This window comes from Streptomyces sp. CA-210063, from assembly GCF_024612015.1.
Classification (GTDB): Bacteria; Actinomycetota; Actinomycetes; order Streptomycetales; family Streptomycetaceae; genus Streptomyces.
Genome location: NZ_CP102512.1, coordinates 4,575,914 through 4,589,688, shown reverse-complemented (window position 1 = coordinate 4,589,688; position 13,775 = coordinate 4,575,914). Strand labels below are relative to the sequence as shown.

Sequence of the window (13,775 nt, the reverse complement as noted above, 5' to 3'; positions counted from 1 at the left end):
GAGCACCACCCGATGGCACTGATACAGCCGCCCATGCTGACCCACGGCGGCACCCACCCCGCGCGCGCTTTCCGCATGATGATCAGAGATCTCGCGAGAGGCAATCAGGGTGTCACCGAAGGGAACGACCTGAAGGTCCGGGAGTGGGCCACCCCCGGCGCCGGCGTCCGCGTCGGCGATGGCTCCGCCGTGGTCCGCGGCGCCGCGTGGGGGCAGGGCTCCTACACGCAGTACAACGTGGGTGACGCCATCGTGCCGATCGCTCCCACCGGTTCGTCAGGCCGATCCGACCTCGTGTGCCTTCGAGTTGAGGATCCGGAGTACGAAGGCAACCGTGACCCTGCTGCCGACGAGATCGGCTACTTCCATGTCGTGTCGGGCGTCTCCGCCACGGCGAAGGTAGTCCCGTCCGGAATGACGGCGATCCCGTTGGCGCGCCTCGACATTCCGGCGAACACGGCCACCATCACCAACGCCATGGTCACGGACCTGAGGCAGATCGCGAACCCTCGACGCGAGCGGACGCTGTACACCGCCTATCCCAGCGCGTTGAACCGGCTGGTCGCGCAGAACGGCCAGTGGTACAACTGGCCAGCCGCCGCCCGCTGGAAGGTCCCGATCCCGAGTTGGGCGACGAGCGCCAAGCTGCTGGTGACTCTTGCGGGCCTTCGTCTTTCGGAATCCGACGTGTTCGCCAACATGCAGACATCTTTGGGCACCGACACGGGGCAGACCACCGCCATCGACGACGACCAGGGCGCCAACATCCGCCGCAACACCGTCGTCCTCGCCGACACCATCACCCTCGCTGCGGCCCTGCGCGGCACCACCCAGGACCTCTTCGTGCGCACCCAACCCTCCAAATCCGAGTGGGGCAACCTCGGTGTCGACGCTGCGACTTCCTTGATCGCCGACGTGGAGTTCACGGAAGGCGTCGTTTGACACGACACCGTCACCACCACACCACGGCGCGGGGGAGAAGCAGGATCGCGCCTGATGGCGTCGCCGTCGTACCGCTACCTCACCGCTGACGCGCTCACCAACAAGGTCCTCGCCTGGGACCTGCCCCTGAACAACGTCGAGTTCGGGCCCGCACTGTCCGCGACAGGCATCTTCACCGCCACCGTCGAGCCCCGCCTGGCCCACCTGATCCGCGCGCAGCTCGACCCCGGCACCACCAAGATCTACGCCGAACGGGACGGACGGCTGCTGTGGGGCGGCCTGATCTGGAGAGCCGACCCCGAGGGCCAGCAACTCACCATCGAGGCTTCCGGCTGGGGCTCCTACCCCTACCGCCGCTATGACCTTCATGGCCAGCTCAACGCACGCGGCCCCTACACCTACGCCGACCCGTGCACCGTCATCCGGGACGTCTGGGCCTATTGCCAGGAACAGCCGGACAGCCAGCTCGGCATCCAGGTCGACGACACCACCTCCAAGGCCACCGTCGGCACCCCGGAAGACCCCTACCGGATCGACTGGTGGGACACGCCGTCGCTCGGCGACGTCATCGAGGACATGGTCGTCGTCGAAGGCGGCCCCGAATGGACCGAAGAGGTCACCTGGAGCAGCGGCACCCCGCAAGGCCGCATCCGGATCGGCTGGCCCCGGCTCGGCCGCCGCCGCACCGACATCCACTTCGAGTCCGGCATCAACATCACCCGGGCCGTGCCCATCGAGTACGACGCCGACAGCGCCGCCCAAGTCGTCGTCGCCCTCGGCGCTGGCGAGGGCCGCAACCGGCGCCGCGCCATCGATGCCGTACGCGACGGCCGCCTGCGCCTGGAGTACCTCCTCGAAGTACCCGAGGAGAAGGCGAACGACCGGCTCGCCGCCCGCGCCCGCAAGGAGCGCATCTCCCGCCAGGTGATCGGCGAGGTCACCGAGATCACCCTCCGAGACCATCCGTCGGCGCGCATCGGCTCGTGGCAGATCGGCGACGACGTACGCGTCCGGGTCCACGACCAGTGGACCGACTTCGACGCCTGGTGCCGCATCGTTGGCTGGCAGATCCGGCCAGCCACCGAAGACGCCCCCGAGCAGGCAGTCATCCAACTCCAGCGCGCGGACCGCTTCACCTACGGGGGAGGCACCGCGTGAGCAGCGAACTCGCCCGCCTGGCCGCCCGCGTCGCCGTCCTGGAGAAGCAGCTCTCCCGAACCACCCGCACGGCACGCATGGCGTTCTCGTCGGTCGAGGGCGGCGCGATCGAGGTCTACGACCAGGACGGCGCCCTGCGCGGCAGCATGGGCCTCCAAGACGACGGCACCGTCGGCTTCATCGCCCACAACGGTCCGCCGCCCCCCGCCCCCACGCCGCCCGTGGTTGAGTCCGCGCTGTCCGGGCTCACCGTGACCTGGCCGGGAACGTGGGCGAACGCCGAGACCGCTCCCCTCGATCTGGCCGAAGTCCAGGTCCACCTGTCGACGACCGCCGACGCCGAACCGGACACCAGCAGCCCCGTGGCAGCCTTCCACACGGCCGCCGGCGGAAGCATCACCCTCGCCACCGACACCTACACCCCGCTGTGGGTGCGCCTGATCGCGGTCAACACCTCCGGCACGGCCGGAGAGCCCTCGACCCCTGTGCAGGGCCAGGCGCGCAAGGCCGTCCCTGATGACCTCGTCAACGCGATCATCGACGAAACCAAGCTCGCACGCGGCGCGGTCACCGACGCGGCGCTCGCCCTCGGGGCAGTCAACTCCAGCGCGCTCGCGGCTGGCGCGGTGCTCGCCGAGAAGCTTGCCGCCAACTCCGTGACGCTGGGCAAAGTCGCGAGCGGCGCGATCACCCTCAGTTCGCTCGGCGGCGCGCTCGCGGACGCCACCAGCCAGCGCCTCATCGACACGATGGGCGAGGCCGCCGCCTGGCAGACCACCGATCAGGGCAGCGGCGCCACGTGGGCGCACCTCACCGGCGTACCGGACGCTCCCACCGGCGCGAACGTCGGTGAAGCCCGCGGCTTCATCCGGCTTCGTGGCACGACCCTCGTCCCGTACGAGCCCGGTGTCCTGTACCGGATCAGCGCCCGGATCAGGGCCACAGCCCAACTTGCCGCCGGCCCGGACGCGTTCTACGTCGGCGTGCTCGGCGTGGGCGCAGACCAGACCACCCTGGTCAACCGCGCCGGGGCGAACACCCCGAACAGCCACTACTACATCGCGGCGTCGTATCGATCGCTGCTGACCACGGACGGCTGGGTCACGGTCGTCGGCTACCTCAAGGACCGCGCAGCCGCAGGCTCCGCCGGCCCCAACAACGACCCGCGCTCGCCCGGCACCGTGCACGACGCCGTCCGGTACATCACCCCCTACTTGTGGCTCAACTACGCCTCGATGGGCGTCTCCGACTCCCCGGCCGTCATGCAGGTCGACGCCGTTGCCATCGAGGCGCTGAAGACCGGGATCGTCGACGCAACCAACCTCGTGAGCGGCTCGGTGACCGCCGCCGCGCTAGCGGCTGACTCGGTGATCGCCGGGAAGGTCGCGGCTGATGCCATCACGGGCCGCGAGATCGCCGCGAATTCGGTCACGGCAACCGAGATCGCGGCGGCCTCGGTCTCCACGGACAAACTGGTCGTCGCGGGCGGCACCAACGTGCTCAGCGACCCATCGTTCGAAGGTGCCTACACCGCGGCGATCGCCACGAACGTATGGTCCGTCGTCTCCGGCGGCAACGGCTCCGCGAAGGCACTCCGCGTCGACGCCACGGCGACGGCCGCCACGACACGATCCCTGAACCTCACGTCGATGCCGATCCTGAGCGGAGAGCAGCTCTACCTCGCCATCGACGCCAACGCGTCCGCCGACTGGGTGGGAGGCGCGCTCAAGTTCTACGCCCGGTGGCAGGACGGCGCGGGCGCGACCGTCGGCTTCGGCGTCGCCCAGGTGGACGTCCCGGCCCGCGGCTCGTGGCAGCGCCTTGCCGCCACGGTCACGGCGCCGGCCAACACCACCGCCGCCACGGTCTGGGTGGAGACGTACCAGTCGACCGCCGGAGCCGTGCTGTGGGACAACGCAGTCGTCCGACCGGTGGTCCCGGGGGTACAAATCGCCGACGGCGCAGTCACCGCGCCCAAGATCCTCGCCGGAGCGGTGACCGCAGAGAAGATCGCGGCCCTGGCCATCACGGCCGAGAAGATCGCGGCCTTGTCCGTCACCACGGACAAACTGAACGCACTCTCCGTCACGGCGGACAAGATCGCGGCCAATGCCGTGACGGCAACGAAGATCTCGGCGGGCGCGATCGAAGCGACCCACATCAAGGCCGGGGCAATCACGGCGGACAAGCTCGACGCCGACGCCATCAACGGCAAGACGATCAACGGAGCCGTCCTCACCGGCAGCACCCTTCAAACCGCCGAGAGCGGACAACGAGTTGTCATGAGCCCCGGAAACACCAATCCGGAGACCGGATCGATTGAGTTCTACTCCGGCAGCGCCGATGAATCGGCACCCGCAGAACTCAATACCGCCATCGCGTACGCCTCAGATTCCTCGGGCACCTACGAAGTTCCCAGCATTTCCCTGAGTGCTCCCCAGGTAGCCGGTTCAAGTCAAGAGACAGGGCTGTTCCTGCAAAGCCACGTTCCGGGCTACTCGGGAGCGATCTTCAACGTCTATGCAAACGATCTGAGCGGCAACGGAGTTGCCTACATCAACGGGTACGGCGCTGATACATCGGCCGCCGGATCGTCCATCGAGCTACACGTTCGCGACGCGCCCTCCAGCTCGTCCCAGGCCACTGCCAAGCTCACCTCCAGCGGATTCGCGATCGACCGAGATCTCAGCGTCTACGGCAAATCCCAGGGGCGCGGCTTTGTCGCACAGAAGACGCTGACCGCGAACGTCACGTTCTCCAGTACGGAGACGGCCCTCATCACCACCGGCAGCATCACGTTCAAGACCGGCCGCGCCTACCGTGTCTCCCTCTGGGCGCTGCACAGCGCGGCAAGCGACAGCTACGCGCTATATCGAATCCGCAAGAACACCGTGTCCGGGACGATTTACAAGGACCAGATAAGGGTCAACAATCTGCAAGCCTCCACAGTGAACGCAGCCGTTTCCGTCCAGACCATCCTGACCAACACCACGGGCAGCGATGTCACGGCCGCACTGTGCTGGACCGGAACTCAAGGCGGAGTTGCACAGACGTGGACCCTCGCCGCCAGCAGCAGCAACGTCGCCTACCTGCTGGTAGAGGACTGCGGCTCCGCCGACGACTACACCGGTCAAGCCATCACCTGACCGGCCCCAGCACGGCAATTCAGGTCTGCCCCGCGTCTCATAGACTGATCTTCAGCGGCGCGGGGCAGCCGAAGGGATCACCGTGACCGAGCCGCAGGGCCAGGACCCCACACCGTGGGAACTGCTACGGGCCATGCAGCAGATGCGCGACGCTCTTCGTAGTGACTTCGCTGCTCTCGGTGCCCGTCTCGCTGAGATGGTCACGAAGATCCAGTACGAAGCCGATCGGCGCACCGACGAGCTGAAGATCAAGGGCCTTGAGGAGGACATCGAGGCCATCAAGCGCGAGCGCGATGTGGAAAGGCAAGAGGCGCGAACCGTAGAGCTCGTAACACGATCATGGTGAAGGGCTGTTGAGTCGTCTCCAGCAGATCAGTCCGCAGGCCAGGGAGACTATGGCGTTGTGGAGGTCGAGCCGTCTGCCAGCGGACTGCGAGGTGCTTGAACTGGCGCGCGACGGTCTGCCTCGACGACATTCCGCAGCCCGTCGAGACCGACGATGTCCGCCGCCCCTTCGCTGTTACTGTCGCGCCATGTCCAAGATCGAGATAGACGTCGTGACCGCCGAGTTCTTCGATGCCTTTGACAACCGGGGCGGCAAGGCTGCCGACGTGGCCCGGATCCGCCAGCTGATTCTTCCGGGTGGCGTGATCGTCAAGACCGGCCCGGAGTTCACGGTCTACACCGTGGACGAGTTCATCGAGCCTCGCCAGCGGCTGCTGACCGACGGTCGGCTGGTCGAGTTCTCCGAGTGGGAGACCTCTGAACGGACAGAGATCGCGGGCGATATCGCGTCGCGGTTCGGCGAGTACCGCAAGTCCGGGATCTTGGATGGTGAGCCGTTCGAGGGAGACGGGACCAAGACCATCCAGTTCGTCCGCACCTCCGAGGGCTGGCGGATCGCAGCGTTTGCCTGGTACGACCAGCCCTGACCGCGGGGCGGTCCGGCTGCGGCTTATCAGCTTGGGTTGATGTGGTGCATCGCACCGGGCTCAATCATCCTCGTTCGGCACGGCATATCGAGCACCTTGACAGCCAGGTCGCCCCGCCCCCGGAAACGTGGACACAGGGCGCTATGAGCTCGCAACACGATCATGATCGGTGCTTCTTCAGCCGCCTCCAGCAGATGAGGGCGCAGGCCAATGAAACGAAGGCGTCGTGGAGTTCGGTGCGGCGTTCCCAACGGACGGCGAGGCGCTTGAACTGGTGGAGAAGCGCGAAGGTCTGCTCGACGACATAGCGGAGTTTGCCCAGACCTTTGATGTTCGGGGAGCCCTTGCGGGAGATGACCGGCAGGATCCGCCGCTTGCGCAGCTCTTCGCGGTGGGAGTTGGAGTCGTAGCCCTTGTCGCCGAGCAGCGAGTCGGGGCGGCGGCGCGGGCGGCCGGGGCGGCCTGCAACGGGCGGGATGCCGTCGACCAGGGCGAGGGTCTGGGTGACGTCGTTGACGTTGGCAGCGGTAGTGATGACCTTGAGCGGGGTGCCGCGTCCGTCGCAGATCAAGTGGTGTTTGCTGCCCGTCTTCCGCCGGTCGACCGGCGACGGACCGGTGTCGGCTCCCCCTTTTTCGCGCGGATGTGGGAGCCGTCCACACACGCGCGCGACCAGTCGAGTTCGCCGGCCGCGTTCAACTCGGCGAGCAGGATGCGGTGCAGCTGGTCGAAGACACCGGCCTGCTGCCACCGTTCCAGGCGCCGCCAGCAGGTCTGCCCGGAGCCGAACCCCAGCTCCAGCGGCAGCAGTTGCCAGGCTATGTCGTTGCAGAGGACGTACAGGATGCCCTGCAGACACAGCCGGTCCGCCACCGGCCGCGGCCCCGGCGCCCGCTCCGGCCAGGGCGGCAGCAGTGGCTCGATCAACGCCCACAAGTCGTCATCCACGATCCACGGCCGAGTACTCACACCCTCCCGAACGGCCGAATCGTCACATCAGTCACGCCCGACCAGAGCACTTCAACAAGATCGTGTTACGAGCTCGTAAGGCGGTTGGCGCTTACAGCCTTGGTCGCACCCGTCGTAGTTGGAGTGATCGTCGCCGTCGTAGCAGGCAGGCTCGGCCTGTAGCCTGATCAGGCGCGGGGGAGAAGCAGGAGCGCCTGATGGCGACACCCCTGTCCGCGTCTACTGCCCTGTCCGCGTTCACGGCGGAAGGCCTGGACGTGCGTGAGGTTCGATCGTGGGCCACGCACAACCGGAACCACGTCGGGGCCTGGGGGCCGGTGAACGGCGTGATGATCCACCACACCGGCCCGTACTCCTCCACCTCCGGGATGGTCGCCCTCTGCTACAACGGCCGTGACGATCTCCCGGGGCCTTTATGCCACGGTGTGATCGACAAGGCGGGCGCGGTCCATCTCGTCGGCTGGGGCCGAGCCAATCACGCCGGCCGGGGCGACAGCGACGTACTGGCCGCAGTCAAGGCCGAGACGAAGCTCCCCGTCGACGACCAGGGGAACGCCGACGGCAACCCGCACTTCTACGGCTTCGAGTTGATCAACGCGGGCAACGGGAAGGACCCGTGGCCTGAGGCGCAGGTCCAAGCCGCGGCCCGCGCCGCAGCGGCCCTTTGCCGGAAGCACGGCTGGACGGCGGAGTCCGTCATCGGGCACAAGGAGTGGCAGCCGGGCAAGATCGATCCCACGTTCGACATGCGCGACTTCCGCGCTCGTGTCGCCGTGCTGCTCAAGGACGACTCCCTGACTGAACCGGCGAAGCCCAGCCCGCCGAACTTCCCGGGGCGGAACGCCTTCGGCCCCGGCAAGTCGAACGTGTCGATCCTTCTGCTGGGCCAGCAGCTCGTGCGCCGGGGCTTCGGCAAGCACTACCGCGTCGGGCCGTCTCGCGACTGGGGGGAGGCGGACCGCCTCAACGTCGTGGCCTTCCAGCGTACCCAGGGGTGGACGGGGTCCGACGCCGACGGCTACCCCGGCCCCGAGACCTGGCGGCGCCTCTTCTCCTGACCCGCACTTCAGACCAAGGACCAAGGAGCACGACATCGTGAACTTCTACACCTCACTCCTGCGCACCGGCGTCCCGGCCGTGGCCGGCTGGCTCGTCGCAGTCGCCCTGAGCCATGGCCTCCACCTGGATGCAACTGCCGTCACCGGAGTGCTCACCCCGATCGCCACCTTCGCCTACTACGGCGTGTTCCGCTTCGCCGAGGAGCACCTGTCCCCGCGGTTCGGTTGGCTTCTCGGATACGCGAAGCCGCCGTCGTACGACCTCGCGGCCTGACGCTCGGCTCAGCCAGGAAAGGGAGAAGCCCCCACTATGTGGGGGCTTCGCCTCTTGGAGACCTTCACCGTAACACCCGCTGGTAGCTCCCCACGGGCACGCGATCACACGGTGCCCGTATTCTATAGGCGCAATGGCGGATGGTGAGGAGGTGGTCCTGGTGACGAAGGTGGAGAAGCCGTTTCTGGTGGGACTCCAGGAGTTCGGCGCGCTCTACGGCGTGAAGCCGGCGCAGGCGTCGCAGTGGATCACCCGGGGCGCCCTCGACTACGAGTACGCCGTGATCGTGTCCGGCGCACCGTACTGGCTCCTGAACTTCGCCGTTGAGTTCGGCCTCAATCGCCCGCGCCCTAAGGAGCCGAACGAGCAGGTCGTCGAAGAGATCAAGGCGTCGCAACCTGGGGGTGCCCTGATCGGCTCGATTGCCGACGTTCCGCCGCTCGTCGGTTTCCAGGAGGGGGCGGCGCTGTGGGATGTAAGTCAGCAGACGCTGGCGGAGCGCGTGCGCAGCCTGAAGGAACTGCCAGTGGACTACGACTTGTCGGGGTCGAAGTTCTGGCTCTTGGACACGGCGCTTGAGCAATTGGGGCCGGCGTTCAAGGCGATCAGCCGCGGGCGGGACTGGGCCGCAGACCGGGAGGTCGTGTCGGCTCTGCGTGAGCGGCGGTATGACGGTCCCGGCTCGGTGATCCTTCCGCGCGGGCCGGCGGCCCGCGCGGCCTCGAAGGCGTAGCTCCCTGCCCTTGCCCCTGCCGTGAACTCCCGGCAGGGGCAAGGGCGTTGTGTGGACACCCCCTCTGAATGCCTATAGAATAAGTGTGTCAGTTGAGGTGATTTCAGAAGGGATGCACGTGCGCATCATTGAACACGGCGACGGCCCGATCGTCGCCGTCGCCGGATGGGACATCAAGGTCGTCGCCGACGCGCTTCGAGTCCATATCCAGGTCGGCGGCGCCTCAGTGCGCGCCGCCACGCTCGTTGCCGTCCTCGATGTCGTTATGCCGAAGCTCAGGCTCCAGTCCTGCGTGTGCGGCAGTGTCGAGCATCAGGTTGCGGACTGCCCCGAACGCCCCATGCGTCGCCTGCGGTCCGTCTGACCTGCCACCCCTCGAAGGTTGACAGCGCACACTCATCACGCAAGATAGGTGTTTACAAAACAGAGTGAACCTAGAGGGGGGTTCGTGAACCGCTGCCTGACCCCGCTGCCTGGACTGGAAGACGACGCCATCCGGCGACTCGTGGCCCCGGCCCCATCCGCCGACCAGTCCATCCAGGAACGCTTCGAGGCATTCCACGACCTCAACCCGTGGGTGTTTCGAGCCCTGGAACGCATGACCGCGGACTGCGCCGACAAGGGCTTCAAACAGCTCGGCATCGGCATGCTCTTCGAGGTCCTGCGCTGGCGGTACGGACAGGCCACAGAAGGCGATCCATTCCGGCTCAACAACAACTTCCGCAGCCGGTACGTGCGGCTCCTCATCGAGCAGCACCCCGAATGGTCCCGCCTCTTCGAACTGCGCGCTCTGCGCTCTTCCTGAACTGCCCACCAGCCACTGCCTCTTGGAGAGAGACGTGACTACCCCTGCCCCGGCCCGCCCGGCCAGGCCCAAACTCAAGACCCGCAAGCCCACTGGCGTTGTGCCATGGCCGCTGATCCTCATCGAGGGCGAGGAGGCGAGCGGCAAGACCTACTCGGCCGCCGAGTTCTCCGCGTCCAAGCGCATCGGCCAGATGTACTGGATCGACCTCGCCGAAGGCAGCGCCGACGAATACGCGGCTATCCCCGGAGCCGACTACGTGATCATCGAGCACGACGGCACCTACCGGGACATCCTTGAGCAGATCGAAGCCGTGCACGACGCTGCTCGCGAGGCAGCCGCAGCTGGTGAACCACCCGTCGTCCTCACCATCGACAGCGTGTCCGCACTGTGGCGCCTGCTCACGAACTGGACACAGGAGCGAGCACGCCGGACCAAGAAGAACGCCAAGGCCCTCGCCGAAGATCCGGACAGCGCCGTCGACATCCCCATGAACCTATGGAACGACGCTGTCGAACGCTGGCAGCGGATCATGCACCTGCTTCAGACCCTGCCCGGCATCGCCATCGTCCTCGCTCGCGGCAAGCAGGTCTCCGCCGTCGACGACTTCGGCAACCCGGTCACCGGCCGCAAGGAGTGGAAGGTCAGCGGCCACAAGGACCTCGGGTTCGACGTCACCGTGTGGGTCCGCTTCCTGCGGGACGAAGACCCGCAGATCATCAAGGCCCGCTCCCTCAAACTGCGCGTCGAGAAGCGCCGGCCGCTCAAGGTCCCGGACTTCTCCATCGAAACGCTCGTCTTCGAGAGCCTCGGTTGCTCCACCGCCTCCGCGCCGCGCGTGATGCCCGCCCTCGCCGGGGACCGGGTACAGCCCTGGCTGCAACGGGTCGCCGCCTGCACGACCGCCGATGACCTGAGCGCCTTGTGGCGGGCCACCAAGCCCGACGAGTCCGGGTTGACCCGCGGTGAGGCAACCACCGTTCAGGCCGCCATCAGGGCCCGGCACACCGAGATCACCACCCCGGAGCGGGACTTCACGGACGCGGTCTCAGACGACCCGGCCGCCAGGCTGCGCGCAGCCGCTGAGCGTGAGAAGGGCGGCGAGGCAGCGTGACGCAGCAAGCAACCGTCAAGCCGGGGGAGCAGCAGGCATCGACGCCGGGCATCACCGGCAACCAGGGACTCGGAGCCGCCTCGATGCCGAGACGGCTCGCCCAGCTCCTCGACACGATGCGGACGCATGGCGGGCGGTGGACGACGGCCAGGGTCAAGGCCGTACGCGGTTCCGCAGCACCGGGCCGCCGGATCGCGCGCCGAGACCTCCAGAACCTGCACCGTCGCGGATTCCTGATCATGCACGAGGCGGACGGCATCCGCAGCTACACCCTCAGCAGGGCCGTCACGCCCTCGGCACAGCAGGATCCCGACTGGGTGAACGCCCTGTTGGGGGCCGCCGACGTGATCGAGGTGCTGCCTCCCGACACCGAACTCGAACCCGGCCGGGCGAATGCCGTCAAGTTGCTCCGTCGGATGGCCGTCGAGGGACTGGAGCACTACCCGCCCGCGCTCGTCTGGGCGAGGTATCTCGACGCGGACGATCTGGAGGCGTTCCTCGGCGAGCTGTCGGCGGAAGCAGCGGGCGCGGACGATCTGGCCACGCTCGCGGCCGTGGAAAACACGATCGCCACCTGGCGGTTCATCGGCGAGGCGCAATACGCCCACAACAGCGCAGCCGGACCGGGTAGTTCGGAGGCGGCGGCGTGAGCGCGCGAGACCTCCTGATCAAGGCCATGGTGCAAGCCGGTTGGACCGAGCGCATGGCGACGCAACTCGTCGCGTCAGTACGGGCCGAGGCGGTCACAGACTGGAAGAAGGAGGCCAGCTCCTCTGAGGGCTGGCCCGCCCTTCCCCGCATCGAGCTGTCGGACGTGGAGCTGGCGGCGCTCGCCCGGGTCGCGAACCGCGCCGTAGCCGACGCGATACACGAGGACCTCTGCCACTGCGCCGGGTGGCCGAACTCCTGCACCAGCGGCTACACGCCCACCCATTGGGTCACCGGCGCCTACCATCGGGCGCTGCCACCCGTGATCGCCCTCTGGGAGGGCATGCGGCTCCTGTCGCCCGCAACGTCCGTGCCGTCATCGGCAAACCACTGGGCACTGGCCGACGTGGTTCCCAACGCCTCGATCAAGCCCCGCAGCTCCACCAGTCGTTGTGTCACCCAGGACGGACAGCCTGTCGGCCAGACGCTCGACGAGCGGCATTGCGAGGAGCTCGGTCTCGTCGCCGTCGGGCCCCAGGACAGCGGCCCTTCGCCGCAGGATCCGACGGCTGCTGGGATGGCGCGCGCCGTCCAAGTCATGCGGGAGGAAGGACTGCGCCTGTCCGCGGATCTCCTCGTGGCACAGATGCAGATCGACGCGCTGAACAGGACCGAGCCGCACGGCTTCGTGGCGCCGCTGAACGGCACCTCGAACTTCTGCGACCACTGCGGTGCCCACCGGCTCGAAGCGGTCCACGACGCCTGACACCCCCGCACTCACCGGGCCCCTGCCCATGGGGCGGGGCCCGGTCCCTCTTGGAGACCTGATGACCACACTCACCACCAAGACCCCCTCGCTCTGGCCTGCCGCGCACGAAGCGGACGCGAGACGATCCCGTTCCCGCCAGCGACAGTTGGGCGCGTCCGACACCGTGTGCGAAAGACGCGCGGCGTACATCCTCGACGAGAGCGAGCCGACCGACGACTCCGATAAGCGGGCTGCGATCCTCGGCACCTACCTGCACGAGGGCCTCCTCACGGCGGCGAAGCGCGAGTACGGCTGGCTGATCGAGACCGCGGTCGGAGACGACTTGATCCGTGGACACATCGACGCCGTTCACCTGGACGCAGCCACCGCGCGCCGTCTGCCCAAGCGGCTGCGACCGAAGCAGCCGGCCGACGTCGTGACCGTCGAGGACGTGAAGACGAAGAGCCTGTTCGTGTGGGACCGCGTCGTCCGCTACGGAGCCACCGAGGCGGAGATCCGGCAGGTGTACCTGTACGCGGGCCTGCTGCGGTCCGTGGGATTCGAAGACCGATGGGGCCAGCGGCCCCTGTCGAGGCTCGGCCCGATCGATGTGCAGCGCATCCGTTTCCGGTTCGTGTGCCGGGACAACGGCGAGGAGCACATCCAGGAGTTTGCCTACGACGAAGCGGAGGCGCAGCGCGCCCGCTGGTGGGTTGAACTCGTGCGCAGCTACGAGCACCCGGAGCAGGCCGAGCGGGACTTCGACGGGCCGGGCCTCGACGCGATCTGCGACTACTGCGTCTTCCGCACCAGGTGCTGGGGGCACGGCGTCCGTCCCGGAGCCCCGGTGCAGACCATCCTCATCCACGACGACGCCGACCGTGCCCAGGCGCTGGCCGAGTACGTTCACGGCCACGAACTGGAGACCCAGGGCAAGAAGTTCAAGAGGCTCGCCCGGGCCAAGCTCGATGCCTCCGCCCCAGGTGTGTACGGCGACAACGAGCTGAAGTGGCAGGGCGGCCGAGACGTCACGGACGAGGAAGTCGACCGGGCCGCCGTCATCAACCGCTTCCGTGAGCTGGGCGTTGACCTGCCGACGGAACCGGATCTGGACCGCGCCGTGGCCTTGCTGCAAGAGGCCGGGATCGCCGTGCCGATGCGCACTGTCCGCCGGACCACGGCGCGCTCCATCAAGGTCAGCCCCGCTCGCACCGGCACGACCTGACCTCGACTTCCCCACTGACCGCC

15 protein-coding genes are annotated in these 13,775 nt (G+C 67.7%); 14 read left to right on the top strand and 1 reads right to left on the bottom strand.

The genetic code is table 11. The features are described from left to right. Positions 1-12: 12 nt before the first annotated feature. From JIX56_RS19745 to JIX56_RS19725, 5 genes are all read left to right on the top strand, one after another. The gene (locus tag JIX56_RS19745; protein ID WP_257542465.1) at positions 13-942 is read left to right on the top strand and encodes a hypothetical protein; all 930 of its coding nucleotides are present in this window, start codon (positions 13-15) and stop codon (positions 940-942) included. Positions 943-996: 54 nt separating this feature from the next. Further along, on the top strand, positions 997-2,100 hold the full coding sequence (locus JIX56_RS47665) for a hypothetical protein (protein WP_306819864.1): 1,104 nt from the start codon (positions 997-999) through the stop codon (positions 2,098-2,100). 221 nt (positions 2,101-2,321) lie between these two features. After that, entirely contained in the window at positions 2,322-5,246 is a 2,925-nt protein-coding gene (locus JIX56_RS19735; protein WP_257542464.1) for a hypothetical protein, read from the top strand. Between the two features lie 82 nt (positions 5,247-5,328). Beyond that, positions 5,329-5,592 carry a hypothetical protein gene (locus tag JIX56_RS19730; RefSeq protein WP_257542462.1) on the top strand — a complete coding sequence of 88 codons (264 nt, stop codon included), beginning with the start codon at positions 5,329-5,331 and terminating at the stop codon, positions 5,590-5,592. Between the two features lie 187 nt (positions 5,593-5,779). After that, a complete protein-coding gene (locus JIX56_RS19725) occupies positions 5,780-6,178 on the top strand; it encodes a nuclear transport factor 2 family protein (protein WP_257542460.1) in 399 nt (132 codons plus the stop codon). Positions 6,179-6,338: 160 nt separating this feature from the next. Here JIX56_RS19725 and JIX56_RS19720 read toward each other — a convergent pair. Further along, positions 6,339-7,147, bottom strand: a protein-coding gene (locus tag JIX56_RS19720) for an IS5 family transposase (protein WP_257542458.1) whose coding sequence is annotated in 2 segments (ribosomal slippage) — positions 6,339-6,827 and positions 6,830-7,147 — 807 coding nt in all. Because the reading frame shifts where the segments join, the coding sequence is not laid out codon by codon here. Positions 7,148-7,344: 197 nt separating this feature from the next. Between JIX56_RS19720 and JIX56_RS19715 the strand changes: the two genes are divergently transcribed. The 9 genes from JIX56_RS19715 (at position 7,345) to JIX56_RS19675 (ending at position 13,752) form a co-directional block, all read left to right on the top strand. Then, positions 7,345-8,205: a peptidoglycan-binding protein gene (locus tag JIX56_RS19715; RefSeq protein WP_257542457.1), complete on the top strand. Its 861-nt coding sequence runs from the start codon at positions 7,345-7,347 to the stop codon at positions 8,203-8,205. 37 nt (positions 8,206-8,242) lie between these two features. After that, a complete protein-coding gene (locus JIX56_RS19710) occupies positions 8,243-8,479 on the top strand; it encodes a hypothetical protein (RefSeq protein ID WP_257542455.1) in 237 nt (78 codons plus the stop codon). A gap of 160 nt (positions 8,480-8,639) precedes the next feature. Beyond that, on the top strand, positions 8,640-9,212 hold the full coding sequence (locus tag JIX56_RS19705; RefSeq protein ID WP_257542453.1) for a hypothetical protein: 573 nt from the start codon (positions 8,640-8,642) through the stop codon (positions 9,210-9,212). An 85-nt stretch (positions 9,213-9,297) separates the two neighbouring features. Continuing rightward, positions 9,298-9,576, top strand: coding sequence for a hypothetical protein (locus JIX56_RS19700; RefSeq protein ID WP_257542451.1), 279 nt, complete (start codon positions 9,298-9,300; stop codon positions 9,574-9,576). An 84-nt stretch (positions 9,577-9,660) separates the two neighbouring features. Next, on the top strand, positions 9,661-10,017 hold the full coding sequence (locus JIX56_RS19695; RefSeq protein WP_257542449.1) for a hypothetical protein: 357 nt from the start codon (positions 9,661-9,663) through the stop codon (positions 10,015-10,017). Between the two features lie 34 nt (positions 10,018-10,051). Continuing rightward, positions 10,052-11,131, top strand: coding sequence for an ATP-binding protein (locus JIX56_RS19690; protein WP_257542447.1), 1,080 nt, complete (start codon positions 10,052-10,054; stop codon positions 11,129-11,131). After that, a complete protein-coding gene (locus JIX56_RS19685) occupies positions 11,128-11,781 on the top strand; it encodes a hypothetical protein (RefSeq protein WP_257542445.1) in 654 nt (217 codons plus the stop codon). Before JIX56_RS19690 ends, JIX56_RS19685 begins: the two co-directional genes overlap by 4 nt. Then, positions 11,778-12,545, top strand: coding sequence for a hypothetical protein (locus tag JIX56_RS19680; protein WP_257542443.1), 768 nt, complete (start codon positions 11,778-11,780; stop codon positions 12,543-12,545). Before JIX56_RS19685 ends, JIX56_RS19680 begins: the two co-directional genes overlap by 4 nt. 61 nt (positions 12,546-12,606) lie before the next feature. Further along, entirely contained in the window at positions 12,607-13,752 is a 1,146-nt protein-coding gene (locus JIX56_RS19675) for a hypothetical protein (RefSeq protein WP_257542441.1), read from the top strand. The last annotated feature ends 23 nt before the right edge of the window (positions 13,753-13,775 follow it).